Source organism: Microbacterium invictum, from assembly GCF_014197265.1.
GTDB classification, from domain to species: domain Bacteria; phylum Actinomycetota; class Actinomycetes; order Actinomycetales; family Microbacteriaceae; genus Microbacterium; species Microbacterium invictum.
Genome location: NZ_JACIFH010000001.1, coordinates 2,735,198 through 2,752,875, shown reverse-complemented (window position 1 = coordinate 2,752,875; position 17,678 = coordinate 2,735,198). Strand labels below are relative to the sequence as shown.

19 protein-coding genes and 1 tRNA gene are annotated in these 17,678 nt (G+C 68.9%); 7 read left to right on the top strand and 13 right to left on the bottom strand.

Annotation, left to right across the window (positions count from 1 at the left end; genetic code table 11):
* Positions 1-7: 7 nt before the first annotated feature.
* Genes BKA10_RS12855 through BKA10_RS12835 form a run of 5 tightly spaced genes read right to left on the bottom strand, consistent with a single transcriptional unit; the run spans position 8 to position 2,147 of the window.
* Positions 8-259, bottom strand: a complete 252-nt coding sequence (locus BKA10_RS12855; RefSeq protein ID WP_183500243.1) for a hypothetical protein — start codon at positions 257-259, stop codon at positions 8-10.
* Between the two features lie 16 nt (positions 260-275).
* Positions 276-743 carry a hypothetical protein gene (locus tag BKA10_RS12850; RefSeq protein WP_183500242.1) on the bottom strand — a complete coding sequence of 156 codons (468 nt, stop codon included), beginning with the start codon at positions 741-743 and terminating at the stop codon, positions 276-278.
* Complete coding sequence (locus BKA10_RS12845) at positions 740-997, bottom strand: glutaredoxin family protein (RefSeq protein WP_183500241.1); 258 nt, start codon at positions 995-997, stop codon at positions 740-742. The genes BKA10_RS12850 and BKA10_RS12845 overlap by 4 nt, the downstream gene beginning before the upstream one ends.
* The gene (locus BKA10_RS12840; protein WP_183500240.1) at positions 994-1,485 is read right to left on the bottom strand and encodes a hypothetical protein; all 492 of its coding nucleotides are present in this window, start codon (positions 1,483-1,485) and stop codon (positions 994-996) included. Before BKA10_RS12840 ends, BKA10_RS12845 begins: the two co-directional genes overlap by 4 nt.
* Positions 1,486-1,487: 2 nt before the next feature.
* Complete coding sequence (locus BKA10_RS12835) at positions 1,488-2,147, bottom strand: AAA family ATPase (RefSeq protein ID WP_183500239.1); 660 nt, start codon at positions 2,145-2,147, stop codon at positions 1,488-1,490.
* A gap of 148 nt (positions 2,148-2,295) precedes the next feature.
* Here BKA10_RS12835 and BKA10_RS12830 point away from each other — a divergent pair, with 148 nt between their 5' ends.
* From BKA10_RS12830 to BKA10_RS12815, 4 genes are all read left to right on the top strand, one after another.
* Positions 2,296-2,874: a hypothetical protein gene (locus tag BKA10_RS12830; protein ID WP_248199258.1), complete on the top strand. Its 579-nt coding sequence runs from the start codon at positions 2,296-2,298 to the stop codon at positions 2,872-2,874.
* A complete protein-coding gene (locus BKA10_RS12825; protein ID WP_183500238.1) occupies positions 2,867-3,100 on the top strand; it encodes a hypothetical protein in 234 nt (77 codons plus the stop codon). The genes BKA10_RS12830 and BKA10_RS12825 overlap by 8 nt, the downstream gene beginning before the upstream one ends.
* A 279-nt stretch (positions 3,101-3,379) precedes the next feature.
* Positions 3,380-3,453 (top strand) — tRNA-Gly (locus tag BKA10_RS12820).
* Between the two features lie 183 nt (positions 3,454-3,636).
* Positions 3,637-7,788, top strand: a complete 4,152-nt coding sequence (locus tag BKA10_RS12815) for a beta strand repeat-containing protein (protein ID WP_183500237.1) — start codon at positions 3,637-3,639, stop codon at positions 7,786-7,788.
* A 270-nt stretch (positions 7,789-8,058) separates the two neighbouring features.
* Here the strand turns inward: BKA10_RS12815 and BKA10_RS12810 are convergent, their stop codons facing one another.
* Positions 8,059-9,306 carry a serine hydrolase domain-containing protein gene (locus BKA10_RS12810; RefSeq protein WP_183500236.1) on the bottom strand — a complete coding sequence of 416 codons (1,248 nt, stop codon included), beginning with the start codon at positions 9,304-9,306 and terminating at the stop codon, positions 8,059-8,061.
* Between the two features lie 75 nt (positions 9,307-9,381).
* Here BKA10_RS12810 and BKA10_RS12805 point away from each other — a divergent pair, with 75 nt between their 5' ends.
* Both BKA10_RS12805 and BKA10_RS12800 read left to right on the top strand, forming a co-directional pair.
* Complete coding sequence (locus tag BKA10_RS12805) at positions 9,382-9,690, top strand: DUF2470 domain-containing protein (RefSeq protein WP_183500235.1); 309 nt, start codon at positions 9,382-9,384, stop codon at positions 9,688-9,690.
* Between the two features lie 70 nt (positions 9,691-9,760).
* Positions 9,761-10,423 carry a biliverdin-producing heme oxygenase gene (locus BKA10_RS12800; RefSeq protein ID WP_183500234.1) on the top strand — a complete coding sequence of 221 codons (663 nt, stop codon included), beginning with the start codon at positions 9,761-9,763 and terminating at the stop codon, positions 10,421-10,423.
* 1 nt (position 10,424) lies between these two features.
* On the opposite strand, the gene BKA10_RS12795 is transcribed toward BKA10_RS12800, so the two are convergent.
* Positions 10,425-11,807 carry an ATP-dependent DNA helicase gene (locus BKA10_RS12795; protein WP_206686883.1) on the bottom strand — a complete coding sequence of 461 codons (1,383 nt, stop codon included), beginning with the start codon at positions 11,805-11,807 and terminating at the stop codon, positions 10,425-10,427.
* Between the two features lie 34 nt (positions 11,808-11,841).
* Here BKA10_RS12795 and BKA10_RS12790 point away from each other — a divergent pair, with 34 nt between their 5' ends.
* On the top strand, positions 11,842-12,942 hold the full coding sequence (locus BKA10_RS12790) for a hypothetical protein (protein WP_372491442.1): 1,101 nt from the start codon (positions 11,842-11,844) through the stop codon (positions 12,940-12,942).
* Between the two features lie 62 nt (positions 12,943-13,004).
* Here BKA10_RS12790 and BKA10_RS12785 read toward each other — a convergent pair whose 3' ends face one another.
* The 6 genes from BKA10_RS12785 to BKA10_RS12760 all read right to left on the bottom strand — a co-directional run bounded on the left by BKA10_RS12785 (position 13,005) and on the right by BKA10_RS12760 (position 17,648).
* Positions 13,005-14,981: a cytochrome c oxidase assembly protein gene (locus BKA10_RS12785; RefSeq protein WP_248199260.1), complete on the bottom strand. Its 1,977-nt coding sequence runs from the start codon at positions 14,979-14,981 to the stop codon at positions 13,005-13,007.
* Positions 14,982-15,300: 319 nt separating this feature from the next.
* Complete coding sequence (locus BKA10_RS12780) at positions 15,301-15,579, bottom strand: HU family DNA-binding protein (protein WP_183500232.1); 279 nt, start codon at positions 15,577-15,579, stop codon at positions 15,301-15,303.
* A gap of 466 nt (positions 15,580-16,045) precedes the next feature.
* Positions 16,046-16,351 (bottom strand): 30S ribosomal protein S14, encoded by a 306-nt coding sequence (gene rpsN, locus BKA10_RS12775; protein WP_183500231.1) that lies wholly within the window; start codon positions 16,349-16,351, stop codon positions 16,046-16,048.
* A 4-nt stretch (positions 16,352-16,355) separates the two neighbouring features.
* A complete protein-coding gene (gene rpmG, locus BKA10_RS12770) occupies positions 16,356-16,526 on the bottom strand; it encodes a 50S ribosomal protein L33 (RefSeq protein ID WP_029145259.1) in 171 nt (56 codons plus the stop codon).
* Entirely contained in the window at positions 16,526-16,762 is a 237-nt protein-coding gene (gene rpmB / locus BKA10_RS12765; RefSeq protein ID WP_055987914.1) for a 50S ribosomal protein L28, read from the bottom strand. The genes rpmG and rpmB overlap by 1 nt, the downstream gene beginning before the upstream one ends.
* Positions 16,763-16,973: 211 nt before the next feature.
* On the bottom strand, positions 16,974-17,648 hold the full coding sequence (locus tag BKA10_RS12760) for a DNA-3-methyladenine glycosylase (RefSeq protein ID WP_183501200.1): 675 nt from the start codon (positions 17,646-17,648) through the stop codon (positions 16,974-16,976).
* Between the last annotated feature and the right edge of the window lie 30 nt (positions 17,649-17,678).

The window sequence follows — 17,678 nt, the reverse complement described above, 5'->3', positions numbered from 1 at the left end:
CTGCCGCCTATACGCGGGCCGCGGCGTAGATCGCGTGCGCGAGCGCTTCGCGATTGCCGGTCGGGTCAAGGATGACCCGGCCGATGAGCTCCTGTAGCTCCGCCCGCTGCACGCTGTCGAGGTCGGGGGCCTCGGCGAGTACCCATTCGACATCGCCGGCGAGGGTGTAGTCGGGGTCGTCGGCGTGGACCTCGGGGTAGTACAGGACGGCGAGCTTGCCGGTCCGGTACATGATCTGGTCGGCGATGGTGCGGTTCATGACATTCCTCCTGGTTTCAGCGCTCGAGTGCGCTGCTGTGGTCGGGCAGGGCGAATCGGTCAAGCAGCGACTCGGCGGTGGCGAATTGGTCTCGGACGCGCCGGGGCGGCCCGAGCGGGAAGCGCCTGTCGGCAGTGGCTGCGGTGCGGATGCCGCGGGGAAGGTATTCGGCGCGCACAAGGCAGGTGGGATCGGCGATGACCCAGTGGCAGCGGTTACCCCACCAGACGGTGAGACTGAGCTCGGCCTCGTCGGTGGATTCCGCGAACACGCCCGCGATGCGTCCGTCGTCCAGCTGCGCCGTGTGCCATTCGTAGGTGCGACCGACGACGCCACGGGCCGCGAGGGTGGCGTCGATCATCTGTCGTCGCCAGCGGCACTCGAGGTCCGTGGCGGTATCGCCTTCGATGGGGACGGCGGCGCGAATGCGCTCGGCCGCCTCGGCCAGCGACTCCCCCGCAACCGGGGATGTGAACTGTTTCATGCCTCCTCCTGTGGTGGGGCGATCCGGTCGATCAGATCGCGGTCGAAGCCCGACCAGTGGTCCTGGTCGCTGACGACGACAACGGGTGCTTCGGCGTAGCCGAGGTCTTCGGTCACGTACTCGCGGGCGGCCGCGTTCGTGGGGATTGAGAGGTCGATCTCGAGGTACTGGATGCCGCGCTCATCGAGCCGCCGCATCGTCCACACACAGCGCGGACAGCCCCGGCCGGTCGTGTAAACCGTCACGGCACTCATCGCGGGACTCCGAATGTCGGAGGCGTGACGGGCGGCGCCTCTGCGGCATCCGAGATCTGCCGGTCTCGCGAGGTCCGGGACTCCACGGATGCCGAAGTCCGGGACTCCCGGGATGCCGGAGGCCGAGACTTCGCAGGTGCCGGATTTGTGGAGTTCGGTGGTCCCGGAGTCACGGACTTCCGGAGTTCGGATTCGCTCGCGCCGCGGAGTCGGTCCTCGTGCGCGAGGAGCAGGTCGATCGCGACGCGGATGAGGGTGTTCTCGGTGATGCGCTCGGCCTTGTGCCGGCGGCGCCGCATCAGGTCACGGGCAAGCGCGGTCAAGGCGGCTTGTTGCTCTTCTCTGATGAGCGCTTCCTTGCGGACCAACGTCGCATACAGCGGCACCTCGGACACCGGCCTGGCCGTCTCTGCGGCTTCGACGCGTTCCCGGGCGTGGGCGAGTTTCCCGACGAGGTCGAGTTTCCCGACGAGGTCGACCTTCGGCATCCTCACCACACCCCCGCGCCAGCGCCGGTCACCTGGTCGGCGACCTCGTACCCGAGCCGGGTGACATCGGAGATCAGCCCGGTGGTGGATCGGTTGTCGCGCATGTTGGTGACGAGCTGGCCCATCACCGGAGCATCGGCATGTGCCTTGTACAGTCGCAGGTGCTCCGCGAACCGCGGCAGCCCGATTCCGACGTCGAGCAGCTCGTGCCAGCGTTCGATCTGACCAGGCACCCGCGGGTCGACCTTGTTCAGCAGTACCGCGTACCGCACCTGCCGGGGCTCGATCAGGCGGTGAATGGTCCGCAGCGTTGGTTCCACGGCGAGTGGCTCGGGCGCCACCGGGACGATGACGTAGTCCGCGGCGTCGAGCACCGACGCGAGAATGCGCGTGTCTTCGAGGCTACCGGGAGTGTCGACGATCACGAAGTCGTAGTCCACCCCGAGCTTGTCGAGCCGGTTCAGGATGCCGGGCCGCTGCCAGCCGGCGAAGTCGAACGGCACCTGGTCGCCGGCGTTCTCGGCCCACCACACCGTGGACTGCTGCGGGTCGACGTCCAACATGAGCACTTGGAACCGGCGGGACAGGGAGGCCGCGAGCTGCATGGCGACGGTCGTCTTGCCGACGCCGCCCTTCTGATTGGCCACCGCGATGGTGTGCATGCTCTTCTCCCTCGTGAGTCCGGATCTTCCGATCTGCGTGACAGAATTGGTGATTGACACAAGTAGACGCCTTAGTCGTACACTTAGTCAAGATCGGATTTCGCGATTCGCAGGAGCGGTATAGCAAACTGAGGGGGTGAAGGTCGACGTGAAGACAATCGACGGCAAGAAGATGACGCAGCGCGCGGCAACCGAGCCCGTCGGTTCCGCCCTGCGCATCGCGCCCGGTTTCGTGGCCACCGCGACAGACGACACCACCGGCATCGAGACAACGCTCGAAGCGCACTACGACGCAGACGCCAGCAGGTACATCGTCACGACCATCGTCAGCCGCGGCATCCGCCCCGGCTTCGACGAAGTCGCACTCCGCCACACCGCACCACAGGCGATCCTGCAGATCGCGATCCCGCACTGCATCGCAGTCCACCTCGCGAACGAGGGCAAGCACGCCTGGGTCACCATCGCTGAGCTCTCCCAGTCTGAGGGACGCATCATCCCGCAGTGGATGGCAGCCGAAGTCGTCAAGCGCGGCTCGAAGAATGAGCGCATGGAAGTCATCCAGATCCTCTACGGCGCCTCTGCCCTCGCCGGACTCCCCCCGACCAAAACCGTCCAACTCGAGCTCAACGTGCCGCACCGCACCGCCTCGGACTGGATCGGCAAAGCCCGCACCGCCGGACTCCTCAAAGGAATGAGCTACACGCCCGGCCGCCAGGCGGATGACTGACGTCATCACGGCACCGAGCATCATCACGGCGCCGACCGTCGTCGCCGTCGATCACGTGACCGCTGCCGCGGTCGTGGGGATCAGTCCGTCGCGTCTGCGCCACCACGTGCGCCTCGGCGACGTCACGCCACACTTCTCGGGGTCGAAGCCGCTGTACTCGATCACGGAGCTGCAGCGGTTCGTCGATGCGCTGCCAACCCGTCCCGAGCGGTTGACCGCCATTTAGGCCGTACACCAGGGTCGCGTCTCCAGTGGGCGCCCCCGGTCAAGATAGGCCCTCTCGCGCATAACTGAGGCGTCGCGAGTCCGGTCGCACCACTATCGGGATCTCGCGCCGATCGGGATCACGCACCGGCAACGTGCGACAACCTGACCACGCCGCGCTCACCGGTATGCTGGGAAGCGCGAGCCGTCGGCTCGCACAAAAAACAGAATAGGTATGTGTGCACCAATGTGTGCACTAACCCAGGCCAAGACCCTGACTTCCCAGTGTTTTCAAGGCCTCGGGGCTGTAGTTCAATGGTAGAACTTCTGCTTCCCAAGCAGATAGCGCGGGTTCGATTCCCGTCAGCCCCTCCACTTACCGCCCCCGCCGGTCACCAACGAGACCGCTGCGCACTCTTGCGCCCGTTGGCGCCACACTCCCGCTACGGTAAATGAGAGTTCTCTCATTTGCTTGAAGAGGACGCCCCCTCGCAGGTTCCGCCTGCCCTCTCGATTGTGCTGCCGATGACTGCGCCTGCTCGCTCGTCCCACCCGTCCGTGCGCTCGCGAATCGCTCGCGTCGTCACTGTGCTCGCCGTCACCGCGAGCGCGGTGCTCGTCCCGCTTCCGGCAGCCGCCGCCGCGCCGATCGTCTTCGATGACTTCGCGGGCAACGTGCTGGGGTCGCGAGCGTTCACCGTCTACAACTCCGGCACTTCCGCTGCCCCGACCTTCAGCCAGTCGAATGGCACGGCATCGATCGGCCTGAGCGGGGAGGGGAACTCAGCCCCTTGGGCCAATCTCGAGTACACCTTCCCCGTCACAGATCTGACCTCCGACGGCACGAACACGCAGTTCATGGTCGGACTCCACAGCGTCTCGCGCGGCCCCGCGGCCCCCGAGTGGGAGACCGCCGTGAGCGTGTCCATCTCGGTGACCGACGCCTCAAACAACACGGGCGTCTACAACACGGGTATCGGCAACGTGGGGGCGTTCGACCTCGTGCTGAACTTCGCATGCACCAGTGCTCAGACCGCGTGCTTCAAGCCCCAGGTCGACTTCACCCGGGTCACCGGAGTCACGGTGGCCTTCGGCTACCCGAAGAGCCATGACGAGGCGAACTCTACGACCGTCGTGGTGGACGAGATCCGCACGACACCCACCGGCGGTGTGCAGCCGGCGGCGCCGACACCCGCCATCACACTCCAGACCCCGACCCACGAGGGCGCTGTCTGGACACTCGGCACGACCACGCTCACGTATCAGGTGCAATTCCTGTCCAGCGGCTCCCCTCCGATCCTGACCGATCCACTGACGGTCGGTGACCTCGCGTTGAATGTGAGCGGCGCCGGTACAGGTGGTCTGACCGGCATCACCAGCTTGGGCGCGACATACCTCGTGACGGCCGCGATCACCGGCACGCCTACCGTCGAGCTGGCAGTCGCCCCTGGCGCCGTGCGCGACACGTGGGACCAGCAGAGCATCGCGGCGACGTCGGCACCCGTCAGCGTGCGGCAGGGTTCGCTGCCGGTGATCTCGACCACCCCGATCACCCTCCTCACCGGTACTACGGCCACCGCCACTCTCGGCACCCCCGGCGCGCCCACGGCCACTTACACCGCAACCGGAGTCCCCGCGGGACTGTCGGTGTCGCCTGCCGGAACCCTGACAGGCACACCGACCACGCCCGGCGCGACGACCATGCAGGTGACCGCCGTCAACTCGCTGGGCTCGACCACAGAGTCGGTCCCGGTGACCGTCCAGAACGTGGCCTTCACCAGTCCCGACCGTGCCACGTTCGCGGCGGGCAGCCCGGTGTCGTTCGACGTCACGTGGGAGGCACCGGAGCAGACCGAGGTCAGTCTTCCCGAGAACCTTCCCGATGGACTGCAGGTCACCCAGAACGCCGACCGCCTGACGATCCACGGCACGCCCACGGCCGGTGGCGAGTTCGCCTCCGACATCACACTCACACCGGCACTCGGCGACCCGGTCACCCAGAACCTCACACTCGTCGTCACCGAATCACCACGATTCACGAGCGCAGCCGCGTTCGTCGCGCACACGGACGTCGCTTTCTCAGCGGTCATCACGGCCGTGGGATGGCCGCGACCCACAGTCAGTCTCACGGCGGGCTCGCTGCCGGCGGGGCTGACCGCGACGGCGCAGCCTGATGGCAGTCTCGCGATCGCCGGCACACCCACTGCGGCGAGTGCACCGATCTCGCTGAGCTTGACGGCCGAAAACGACATGGCGACGACGACACGCGATGTCACATTCGAAGTGCAGAGCGCGCCGACCATCTCCGTGGCCGGCTCGCAGCTGGTGGAGGTCGGCGACAGCGTGACGATCCCGATCCACGTCACCGGGATGCCGGAGCCGACGGTGACCGCGTCGGAATTGCCCGACTGGGTGCGACTCACGGGCACGCCCGGAGGCGCGTGGGCCCTCGTCGCCGAACCGACGGGAACCCCCATGGCCGCCACGGTGCAACTCACGGCCACCAACGACGCGGGAGCCGCCGATGCGAGCATCGTCATCACCCCATTCGTCGCACCCCTGATCACCGGACCGGCGCAGCTCACACTCGTGAAGGGCGACGACGCGGATGCCGCCTTCACCGCGGTCGGTCATCCCGCGCTGACGTGGGGAGTCACCGGTGACGTGCCCGGACTCTCGCTCACTGCGGTCGACGACACCATGACCATCACCGGCGTGCCCACGACGGCGGGGACGTACGCGCTCTCGTTCACCGCCGCGGTGCTCGGATCGCTCGTCACCCACGACGTGACCGTCATCGTCGACGAACGACCAGGTCTCAGCGTGCCTGCGCCCCTCGAGGACGCGGTCGGCACCGACATCGACCAGACCTTCACCGCATCCGGCTCGCCCGCACCCGCTCTCACAGCCGAAGGACTCGCGCCCGGGCTGACGTTCACCGACAATGGCGACGGCACTGCCACCGTCCTCGGCACCCTGACCGCAACCGGCGCCACGACCATCACCATCACGGCGACGAACCGAGCGGGTTCCACTTCTGACACCTGGTCCATAGAGGCCACTGCGTTGCCGGCGTTCACATCCGCGAGCGACGCGGCATTCAGCCGCGGCGGCAACGGCGCCTTCACTGTGACGACCGCCGGGTACCCGGATGCCGCGATCATCGCGACCGGTCTCCCGGCCGGACTCACCCTCACCGACAACGGCGACGGCACCGCGACCATCTCGGGCACGCCCACGGCGTCTGGCGTCGCGACGGTGCAGCTCACGGCGACCAACCGGATCGGCGACGCGAGCGGCACCCTGACGATCACGGTGACCAGCAGTCCGGCATTCACCTCGGCTCCGTCCGCAACTCTGCGGCTGGGTGAAGCCGACACCTTCACCGTGACCACCACCGGGTACCCGGATGCCGCGATCATCGCGACCGGTCTCCCGGCCGGACTCACCCTCACCGACAACGGCGACGGCACCGCGACCATAAGCGGTGTTCCGATCTCATCGGGGATGCGCGTTGCGACGCTGACGGCGGCCAACACGTCCGCGACGGTGACCCAGGCACTGGCGATCACGATCACCGAGCGGCCGGCGATCACGACCGCCGCTCTTGCGCCCTTCACCGAGGGCGTCATCGGCGAGATCGAGATCGCGGCATCCGGATACCCGGTTCCGGTTCTCGAGATCCGCGGCGCCGTCCCGGCAGGGCTCACTTTCACCGACAACGGTGACGGCACCGCCACCATCACCGGTGCCGCAACCGAGCACGGCGAGTGGATCCTGCCGGTCATGGCGAGCAGCAGTGCCGGTACGGCCACCGTCGACTTCGCGCTCACGGTCCGGCAACTCCCGGCCTTCACGTCAGCACCGAGCGCTCGCGTCCGCCTCGGCGAGCCCGGAACCGCCCTGGTGACGACAACCGGCTACCCGGATGCCGTGATCACCGCGACCGGTCTGCCCGCCGGGCTGAACCTCACCGACAACGGTGACGGTACGGCGACCATCGTCGGCACACCACGACACGCCGAAACCGCGACCGTGACGCTCAGGGCGACCAATGCAGCGGGAGACGCGACACAGGCGCTCACCCTCGTTGTGGTCGAGGCGCCGATCATCACATCGGCACCGTCAGCTGCGTTCGAGATCGGCGTCCCCGGAGCGTTCACCGTATCCGGGACTGGCTACCCACTGCCGGCGTACGCTCTGCTCGGCCGTCTGCCCGCGGGGTTGTCCTTCACTGACAACGGTGACGGCACCGCCACCATCGCGGGTATCGTCCTCGGGAGCGTGGCAGCCGGAGACTACCAAGTCACCGTTCGGGCGCTCCTGCCGGCGTTGCCCGCGCCCTCGATGCGCGCGATGTTCGTCACGGCGCCCACGATGGTGACGACCGCGGCATCCGACGTCAGCGAACAGATCTTGACGATCTCAGTACGCGCGGCAGCGGTACCGCCCGTGGGCCCGGTCGACCCCGAGAACCCCGTAGACCCCGTGGGCCCGGTCGACCCCGAGAACCCCGTCGACCCCGTGCACCCCGTGGCTCCGACGGATCCGACTGGGCTCCCCGCCGCGACGGGTGGCGGGCAACCCGCTGAGGGTGGCACCCTACCCCGGACGGGCGGCACGCTCGACACGACCGGCCCGATCGGCGCACTGCTGTTACTGCTCGGTGGCGGAGCGCTGCTGTGGTCGCGCAGGACCCGGCGGGCTTGACCACGCGGGCGCGGCGACGCGTGAGGAGCCACTGAGGGCCGCCCTCAGGCTGCGGATCGTCGTCTGCATGGCCTCCGCATCACGCCTCCCACCGCGTGACGCCGAAGTCAGTGCCTCGTGACGCCGATCGCCTCCCCACGCGGCGCCGGCTCTCCGGCCATCCCGCGACCACTCAACCCGGTCACACGCGAAGACCGAACGGGTTCCCCCGACCTCGTCGGACGCGCAGACGCCAGTGCGGCCGGGCGTGCGCCCGCAGACCTCGAGCCCTCAGGAGCAGATGGCGGCGTCGTCGATCTCGGCGACGAGACTCTCGGCGGTCCACGGAAGGCCTGCTTCCGGAGCCGCACCGTCGGCGCCGGGCACCTTCGAGGCGATCGCCGCGAGCTGCCACGCGAGCGCCCGGACGACCACGCTGGATCCGCGGGAGTTGTTCAGGACCACGGCGACGGTCATCCCGGTCTCACGGTCGGCGAAGGCCGCGGTGAGGTAGCCGGGGTAGGACCCGTAGTGCCCGATGAGCGAACCGGCCTGGAAGGTTCCGCCCTTGGCGGTGAACCATGACGGGTCGTTCGCGGTGACCTGATAGGGGTCGGCGTAGCGCTCTGCCGTGTCGTAGGGACGCGCGCCGGTCGCGAGCGCCTGCGTGTACCGCCCGAGTTCGGTGATGTTGGTCGTCACGCCGCCGGCGGTGAAGCCGAGTGTGGCCGACAGCGACGTGACGTCGGCCAGCGCAGAGCAGTCGAGCTTGCCCTCGGTGTTGCTCGAACGCAGTGCGGCCAGGGGCTTCGAGCCGGCCGGCGTTGCGGCCAGACCGGTCGCCTTCAGCCCGAGCGGTTCGGCCACGTAGCGCTCGTAGAGTTCCTTCACCGACTCGCCGCCGGCGCGCTCGACCGCGAGGCCGAGCAGCACGTAGCCGGTGTCGGAGTCGCGGTAGGCCGAACCCGGATCGCCGGTGAGCGGCGAGGACATGCCGTAGGCCACGAGCTCCTTGGCCGCCCACGAGCGCGCGGGGTTCGCAACCAGCCGGTCGATCAGCTTGCCGGTGTAGGCGCCCAGTCCGCTCGACGAATCGCAGAGCTGGCCGAGGGTGATGTCCTCGAGGCCGGGCAGGCCGGGCACCCACTCGGTGACGCTGTCGCCGAGCTCGAGCGCGCCTTCCGCGCTCAGCGCGTAAAGCACGTCGCACGTCATCGCGCGCGTCACGTAGCCGGCGCCGAACGTCATGTTCGTGTCCACGGCGGCGCCGTCGGGCTTCGTGGTGCCGAGGCCGGTCACCCAGGTTCCCGCCCACGGGACCCAGACCCCGACGATCGCTCCCGGCGAACCACTGGCCGCCATCGCGTACTCGACCGCAGCCTGGAGCTGCGCGGTGGTGTCCTCGGGAAGCGAACCCTCGGCTTGCGCGGGCAGCTCGACCGCCGACGTCGGATCCGGAGCGCACGCCGCAAGCGTCAGAGCAAGTGCCGCGGCACCCACGAGGGCGACGGCGCGCCGAACGCGGTGCATGCGCGGCATGTTCAACCCCCCGAAAGTTCTCCCACTGATTAGAACACATCCGGCGCGAGACGCTGGGATCCGTACCATGAGGACATGCCCCACGCTTTCGACGATGACGCACTTACCGGCGTCCTCGGCCACATGAACTCCGACCATCTGGACGACAACCTGCTCATCGCGCGCGCCTTCTCGTCGCTGCCTGACGTCATCCGCGCGGAGATGACGACGTTCGACGGTGACGCCGGCCAGTGGCATGTCTTCTGCGCGGACGGCAGCGAAGACGTCCTCCGGGTGCCCTGGCCGGGCGGCCCCATCACCGAGCGGCGCGAGGTGCGCCGCGAGATCGTCGCGCTCTACGACGCGTCGTGTGCCCGGCTCGGGATCGAACCGCGCCCGCACTGAGACCAGACGCCCACGAAAATACTTCCAACCTTCAGTTTAGGTGAGCCTTAGTTTCAGTTACACTGACGCTATGGCTGACCCGATCCCCTTCTCCACCTCCCTGCGCGAGCGTTCGCACAGCGCCCACTCCGGTAGCGAGGGCGCGGGCTTCATGTCCGACCTGATGCGCGGCAGCGGCACGCGCGAGGACTACACGGCGCTGGTCGCACAGCACTGGTTCATCTACGCGGCACTCGAGGCGGCCGCCGAACGGATGAAGGCCGACCCGGTGGCATCCGTCTTCATCACCGACAAGCTCACGCGCCTGCCCGCCCTCGAAGCCGACCTCGAATTCCTCATCGGACACGGATGGCGCGACGAGATCGAGCCGCTGCCGACGACGCAGCGCTACGTGGAGCGCATCGCGCAGGTCGGCGCGACCTGGCCCGGCGGCTTCGTCGCGCACCACTACACCCGCTACCTCGGCGACCTGTCCGGCGGTCAGTTCATCGGCAAGGTCATGGCGCGCCAGTTCGGGTTCGAGACGAACGGCATCGGGTTCTACATCTTCGGCGAGATCGCCGACCCGAAGGCGTTCAAGGACGTCTACCGCGAGCAGCTGGATGCTGCGCCGTGGGATGCCGCGGAGCACGAGCGCGTCATCGACGAGGTCCTGGTGGCCTACCAGTTCAACACCGACCTGTTCGAAGACCTCGCGACCGCGAAGGCCGGCGCCGCCGAGCGCGTCGCCTGAACTACCCGCGCCCGGCCGCCCGCACGCCGGCCATGAACCGGCGCACGTCAGGGTCGACCAGGATGTCGGCGGGCCGCAGCGGCCGCGACAGGTACAGCCCGTCGAGCGAGGTCAGCCGCGACAGCGCGACGTAGGTCTGGCCGGGCGCGAATGCTCCCGAGCCGAGGTCGACGATCGCCCGATCGTAGGTCTTGCCCTGCGACTTGTGGATCGTCACGGCCCAGGCGAGGCGCAGCGGGAACTGCGTGAACTCCGCGACGATGTCGCGGCTGAGCTTGCGGGATGCCGGATCGTAGGCGTACCGGAACCTCTCCCACACCGTCGGCTCGACGTCGTGCTCTTCGCCGTCGAGCTCGACGCGCACCGTCTCGCCCGCGATGCGGACGACGGTGCCGATCGACCCGTTCACCCACCGGGGGCCGTCGCCGCCGTAGCCGCTGTCGTTGCGCAGGAACATGACCTGCGCGCCGACCTTCAGCTGCAGCTCGGCGTCGGCGGGGTACGACGCGTCGCCGCGCCCGAAGTCGCCGCTGATCTCGGCGCGCGCCGTCTGCACCGGGCCCGGCAGCGCATCGAGGTGCCGCTGATTGATCCGGTTCACGATGTCGTTGCGCGTGGCGAGGGTGATGATCGGCGGCTCGCCGTCCACCGGCGGCGGGGGCGTCCGGGCGCCGGTCGCGTTGAGCCGCTCGGCGATGTCGGTGGTGACGATGCCGTGACGCACCGCGTTGAGCATGGCCTTGAACTCGGGATCGGACTGCCGGTGGATGTCGCGCAGCTCACGGATGTGCAGCGGCGCGCCGACCCGGCCGAGGTCGAGCAGACCGCCCATGCCGATGGCGCCGTCGGGCGGGCCCGCCCAGATGTGCGCGTCGAAGAACCAGAACGACCGGTAGTGGTCCTGCAGGTACTTGCGCTCGTCGCCGCGCGGGGGCACGGGCGCCAGCTGGTAGGGGTCGCCGAACATCACGACCTGCACTCCGCCGAACGGCTCGGACCGGCGGCGGCGCGCCTGCCGCAGCGACCTGTCGATCCCGTCCATCAGATCGGCGTTCACCATCGAGATCTCGTCGATGACGAGCGTGTCGATGGCGTTGAGGATCTTGCGCGTCGCGTCGGACTGGTCGATCTCGCTGTCGGCGATGAGTCCGATCGGCAGGCGGAACAGCGAGTGGATCGTCTGCCCGTCGACGTTGAGCGCCGCCACGCCCGTCGGCGCGCACACCGCGATCTGCTTGTCGGTGTTCCATGCGAGGTGCTGCAGCAGCGTGGACTTGCCGGTGCCGGCGCGCCCCGTGATGAACACGTGCTCGCGGGTGTCCTCGATGAGGCGGAACAGCTCATCCTGCTCGGGTGACAGGGTCGGCGTGCTCACCGTATCCATGCTATCTATCAGGTGGGTTTTCTAGACTGCGTCTGTGGATGGGGTCGACAGCATGACGCGAGTGGATGCCGCGCCCGCACCGGCGGCGCCTGTTCCCGCTCCTCGACGCCGGCGTTCGCTCGGCCTTGACCTCACCGTGCTGGGCCTGGTCGGCGTCCTGCTCGTGGCGGCTCTGGGTGCCGGCGGAGCGGTCGTCTACCGCAACCTGTACAGCCCGGCCGCGTTCGTCGAGCGCTATCTCGACCTCCTCGGCGAGGGTGCCGCCGCCGACGCGCTGACCGTGCCCGGCGTGCAGATCGACTCGCTGGACCTGTCATCCGCGGGGCTGCCGACGACGGCATCCGACGCACTGCTGCGCCGCGCCGCCCTGGCACCGCTGACCGACGTCGAGGTGACCTCATCCGAGGAGCGCGACGGCGTGACCCACGTGACGGTCGAGTACTCGGCGGGACCGCACCGCGGCACCAGCACCTTCCAGGTCGAGCAGGACGGCTGGGTGGGCGTGTCCCCCTCGTGGCGGTTCGCGCAGAGCCCGCTCGCGGTCATCAACCTGACGGTGCGCGGTGCCATGCAGTTCAGCGTCAACGGATTCGACATCGACAAGCGACAGGTCTCGGTCGACCGGCTCGATGCCGATCCGCTCGCGCCGGTGCCGATGCTCGTCTTCTCCCCCGGCCTGTACTCGGTGTCCGTCCAGACCCCGATCTCGGCCAGCGCGGGGGTGGCTGTCCTGTCGGATACGCCCGCCGCCGACATCCCCGTCAACCTGCAGACGGAGCCGACGGCGGAGTTCATCGACGTCGTGCAGGAGAAGGTCGAGGGCTTCCTCGATGCGTGCACCGAGCAGGACGTGCTGCAGCCGACAGGCTGCCCGTTCGGCTGGGTCGTGTACAACCGCATCGTCGACCTGCCGAAGTGGTCGATGACCACCCAGCCCGAGATCTCGGTCGTCCCCGACGGCGCGGACTGGGCCATCGAGCGCACCAAGGCCGTCGCCCACATCGAGGTCGACATCCAGGACATCGGCACCGGCGCCATCACCCACTGGGATGAGGACGTGCCGTTCTTCATCACCGGCGAGATCGACGTGCTGCCCGACGGCACGGCGTCGATCCAGGTGTCGGCCGCGGACTGAGCTCACGCCTCGACGCGACGCCGTTCCGGCGACGTGCCGCAATTCGCCCCCGGTCCTGAGCACTACGCGCCGCGGCGCGCATCGCGCTCGGCGAGCGCCTGCAGCTCGGCGTTGTACGCCTCGAGCTCGGCATCGCCGGTGCGGTCGGCCTGACGGTCCCACCGCCGCTGCGCGCGGTCGTCCGAGCGGCTCCACTGGATCGCGACGGTGATCGCGAGGATGAGCGTCGGGATCTCGCCGATCGACCACGCCACGCCGCCGCCGATGTACTGGTCCTCCAGCGGCGTCGCGCCCCACGTGCGCCCCATCGAGCCGAACCACTCCGCGACGAACAGGCCCTCGCTCATCATGATCGAGATACCGAAGAACGCGTGCATGGCCATGACGGCGATGAGGGTCAGCAGCCGGAACGGGTAGGGGAAGCGCAGCGGCACCGGGTCGATGCCCACGAGCGACTGCACGAACAGGTAGCCCGAGATGAGGAAATGCGCCACCATCCACTCGTGCCCCAGGTGGTCGTAGAGCGACCAGCGGAACAGGTCCGTGTAGTAGAAGGCCCACAGCGACACGATGAAGATCCCCGCCGCGACCAGCGGGTGGGTGATCACCTTCGAGAACGGGGTGTGCACGGCCCACAGGATCCATTCCCGTCCCCCGCGCGTACCGTCGTCACGGCGGTGGATCGCACGCGCAGCCAGGCTCACCGGCGCACCCATCACCAGGCACATCGGAATCGCCATGCTCAGCAGCATGTGCCCGGTCATGTGCATGCTGAACAGGAAGTCCTGGTACGCGTTGATCGGACCGCACGTGACCCAGAACAGCAGCGCGAGGCCGAGCAGCCACAGGATGGTGCGGTAGACCGGCCACCTGTCGCCGCGGCGGTGCAGCCGCCACGCCCCGGCGAGGTAGAAGAACACCCCGAACCCGACGGCGAAGGCCCACACCACGTCGATGTCCCACTGCGTGAACCAGCGCTCGATGGTGAGCTCGAGCGGCAGGGGAGATCCAGTCAGTCGCACCGCGGGCGACGGGTCGGTCGGCAGTGTGGTGTCCACGGGCGGGGGCGTGCGGGCCAGCGCGACCGCCGCGCCGCTGGCGATGCCCATGAACGCCATCTCCAGCCCGATGAGGCTCCAGAAGCGGCGCGACGCGGCATCCTCCCGAATCTTCCCGATGAGCCGGCGCCGGTACCAGGCACCGAGTACGCCCAGCGCCAGCAGGGCTGCGACCTTGACCATGAGCAGGGCGCCGTACGGCGAGAGCAGGTTCTCCCATGCGACGACGCCGACGACCGCGCGCGCGACGCCCGACAGTGCGACCACGACGAAGGCGGCCAGGGCGAGGCTCGAATACCGGCCGAGGACGTCGGCGAGCTGGCCGCGGCTCTGCTGCGGCCGGATCATGACCAGCAGCAGCAGCCCGCCGAGCCAGACGGCGGCGCCGACGATGTGGAAGAAGAGTGCGGCCACGGCGATGTTGTGCCCCGCCTCGTCGCCGGAGTGCCCGAGCGTCGCGATCGGCAGGAGCGCGGCGACCGCGACGACGGTCACGAGTGCGGTGGTGGTCCAGCCGCGCACCGCGAAGGTGAGGACGGTCAGCACGGCGCCGGCGATCGTCGTGATCGACCAGGCGACGCCGGCGGGCGTGTCGACGAGGAAGCGGCCGAGCTGCTGGCCGAACTGGGCGTCGGCGCTGGGCGTCGCGTTGAAGATGTTGATGAACGTGAAGAATGCGGTGACCGCGCTCGCGATCGTGAAGATCGCGGCGGAGACCGATGCCATGTCGAGCGCCGTGTCGAAGGGCCGGTCGCCGGTGCGCAGCGCGAACAGGGCCAGCACGAGCGACCCGATCATGCCCGCCGCCGACAGGTTCACCACGAGCGTGGTCAGCGGCAGCCCCCACCGGATCACGGGGCCGGGGTCGGCGAGCACGAGCGGCGCGGCGCCGCCCCCGTAGGCCAGGCCGAGCACGAGGGCGAGCAACGCGGCCGCGATCAGGATCGCGGGGCCTGCGATCCGGAAGGCGCGGGAATTCACCACTCCAGCCTAGATCGCGTATCGGCACCGGGTGACGGCCGGCGATGGCCCGGCGAACGGCCGGCTACGCGGGCAGGCGGGCCCAGGCCATCGACGGCTCCGGCGTGCGGGTGACGCGCTCGGAGCCGAAGCGGCGATCGAGCACGAAGCGCGTCCCGGCCGGGTCGTTGTGGGTCACCGGGTACGAGTCGATGAACTCGGCCTCCCGTGTGTGTCCCGCGCACCGTCGCCGGTCCTCACGATCGACGTCTGAGCGCGCAGGCGCGGGCGGGAACGCCGAAGGGGGATGCCGCGTGGCATCCCCCTTCGAACGACAGGATTACTTGACGGCAGCCTTGAGCTTCGAGCCTGCGGTCACCTTGACGCGCTTGCCCGCGGGGATCTTGATCTCGGCGCCGGTCTGCGGGTTGCGGCCGGTGCGGGCCGCGGTGTCGACCTGCTCGAACGCGATCCAGCCGGGGATCGAGACCTTCTCGCCCTTGGCGACGTTCTCGGAGACGGTCGCGAACAGCGCGTCGAGCACGCCCGAGACGGTCGACTGGCTCTGGCCCGTCGCGCTGGCGATGCTGGCAACGAGCTCGGTCTTGGTGATGGCCATGGGGTTGTCCTCCAGACGGCAGCGTGTGCCGCCTCAGTTACTACGGACCGGACGACTCGCGCCGCCTGGTTGGTCGGTTGGACCGGTCCCGAATATACCCACGATCCGCGTGATTCCGCGGATTTCGGCCGCCCTGACGTGATGTTGCCCGGCGTGTCGCGGGCCAAACGGGACCAGAGTGACGAATGTGACTGCGTCCCGGCTCCTGACGCTGCCTCGCGTCCCCCTTCCCGCGAGAGAACAACTGGGCGCCGAGAGAACGCGTGCCACCCGTTCTCTCGTCCGCGAGTTGTTCTCTCGTCCGCGAGTTGTTCTCTCGCCGGGGGGGTGGATGCCGGGATGCCGGGATGCCGGGATGCCGGGGCGCCGCGGGCGGGAGCCGGTGGGGCCGGGGGCCGGGCGCCGGGGGACAGCGAAGGCCCGGACCTCGTGAGAGATCCGGGCCTTCGGTGCTGTGCTGCAGGTATTACCAGCTGGACTTGGTCACGCCGGGCAGCTCGCCACGGTGTGCCATGTCGCGGAAGCGGACACGCGAGATGCCGAACTTCGACAGGTGGCCGCGGGGGCGGCCGTCGATGGCGTCGCGGTTGCGCAGGCGCACCGGCGACGCGTTGCGCGGCAGCTTCTGCAGACCGAGGCGGGCGGCTTCGCGCTGCTCGTCGGTCGAGTTGGGGTCCACGAGGGCCTTCTTCAGCTCGGCACGCTTCTCGGCGTAGCGGGCGACGATGACCTCGCGCTGGTTGTTGCGCGCGATCTTGCTCTTCTTCGCCATGAGATCAGCGCTCCTCTCGGAATTCGACGTGCTTGCGGACGACCGGGTCGTACTTCTTCAGCACGATGCGGTCGGGGTTGTTGCGGCGGTTCTTGCGCGTCACGTAGGTGTACCCCGTGCCGGCGGTCGAGCGCAGCTTGATGATCGGACGGACGTCCTGAGCCTTCTTCGCCATTAGAGCTTCACACCCTTCGCGATGAGGTCCTTCACGACCGACTCGATGCCGCGGGCGTCAATGACCTTGATGCCCTTGGCCGAGACGTTCAGCGTGATCTTGCGACCAAGCGAAGGAACGAAATAGGTCTTCTTCTGCACGTTCGGGTCGAAGCGGCGCTTCGTCCGGCGGTGCGAGTGCGAGATGTTGTGACCGAAGCCGGGAACTGCTCCAGTCACCTGGCACACTGCTGCCATAGTGATTCTCCTTAGTACCGTGACACCGGACGGTGCCACCCAAGATCCCTTGTCTGCACCCCCGCTTCAGGCACGGCTTGAGGCCGGACTCTGAGGAAGGGATGCGAACTGCGTGCATGGAGTGCGCGCAGACAAGGAGTCAGTTTAGCACGCGCGGCGTGTCGGCCTTGACTTCCGTGAGCGGTCGGCTTCGAGAATCGGGGCGAGAAACCTACGCCAGAGTGGCCGCGGCCTCAGCGGCGCCGCGTCCCCACCGGAACGGCGACACGGTCGGGTCGCCGGGCACCCAGAACCGCCACGGGTACGCCGCCGTGCCGGCGATGCCGGCCACTCCCACCCGCGGCCCGGCGGCCACTTCGGCGAGCGGCTCTTGCCGCAGCCACAGCCGGGCCACCGCACCCTCGCGCGGCTCCCCGGTGATCGCATCGATCCCGTCGTGGCGCGGATGCCGGAGTCCGATCGCGTCGCCCAGCCGGCCCGGCCCGCGGGCCAGCTCCCGCGCCGTGCGCGCAGCCGCGCGGCGCGCGAATGCGGCATCCTGCCCCTCCACGACCTCGCCGCCGCGCAGCAGCACACCGCCGGCCTCGCCCTCTGGACCGCAGACGACGTTCACGCACGAGTGGATGCCGTGGCTCAGATACACGTACAGGTGCCCGGGCTCGCCCCACATCGTGGCGTTGCGGGCCGTGCGGCCCATGCGCGCGTGCGAACCCGGGTCCAGGGTCGGGCCGGTCCCCCGCCCGTGATAGGCCTCGACCTCGGTGATCCGCACGGCGACGACGTCGCTGTCGATCTCGACCCGCAGCACGCCGCCCAGCAGCAGCGGGGCCACCTCGAGCGGCAGCGCGCCGAGGCCCGCCCGTGTCGCCGCGACCAGCCCGGTCATGTCAGCGCCCGCCCCGCCCGCAGCGCCCGC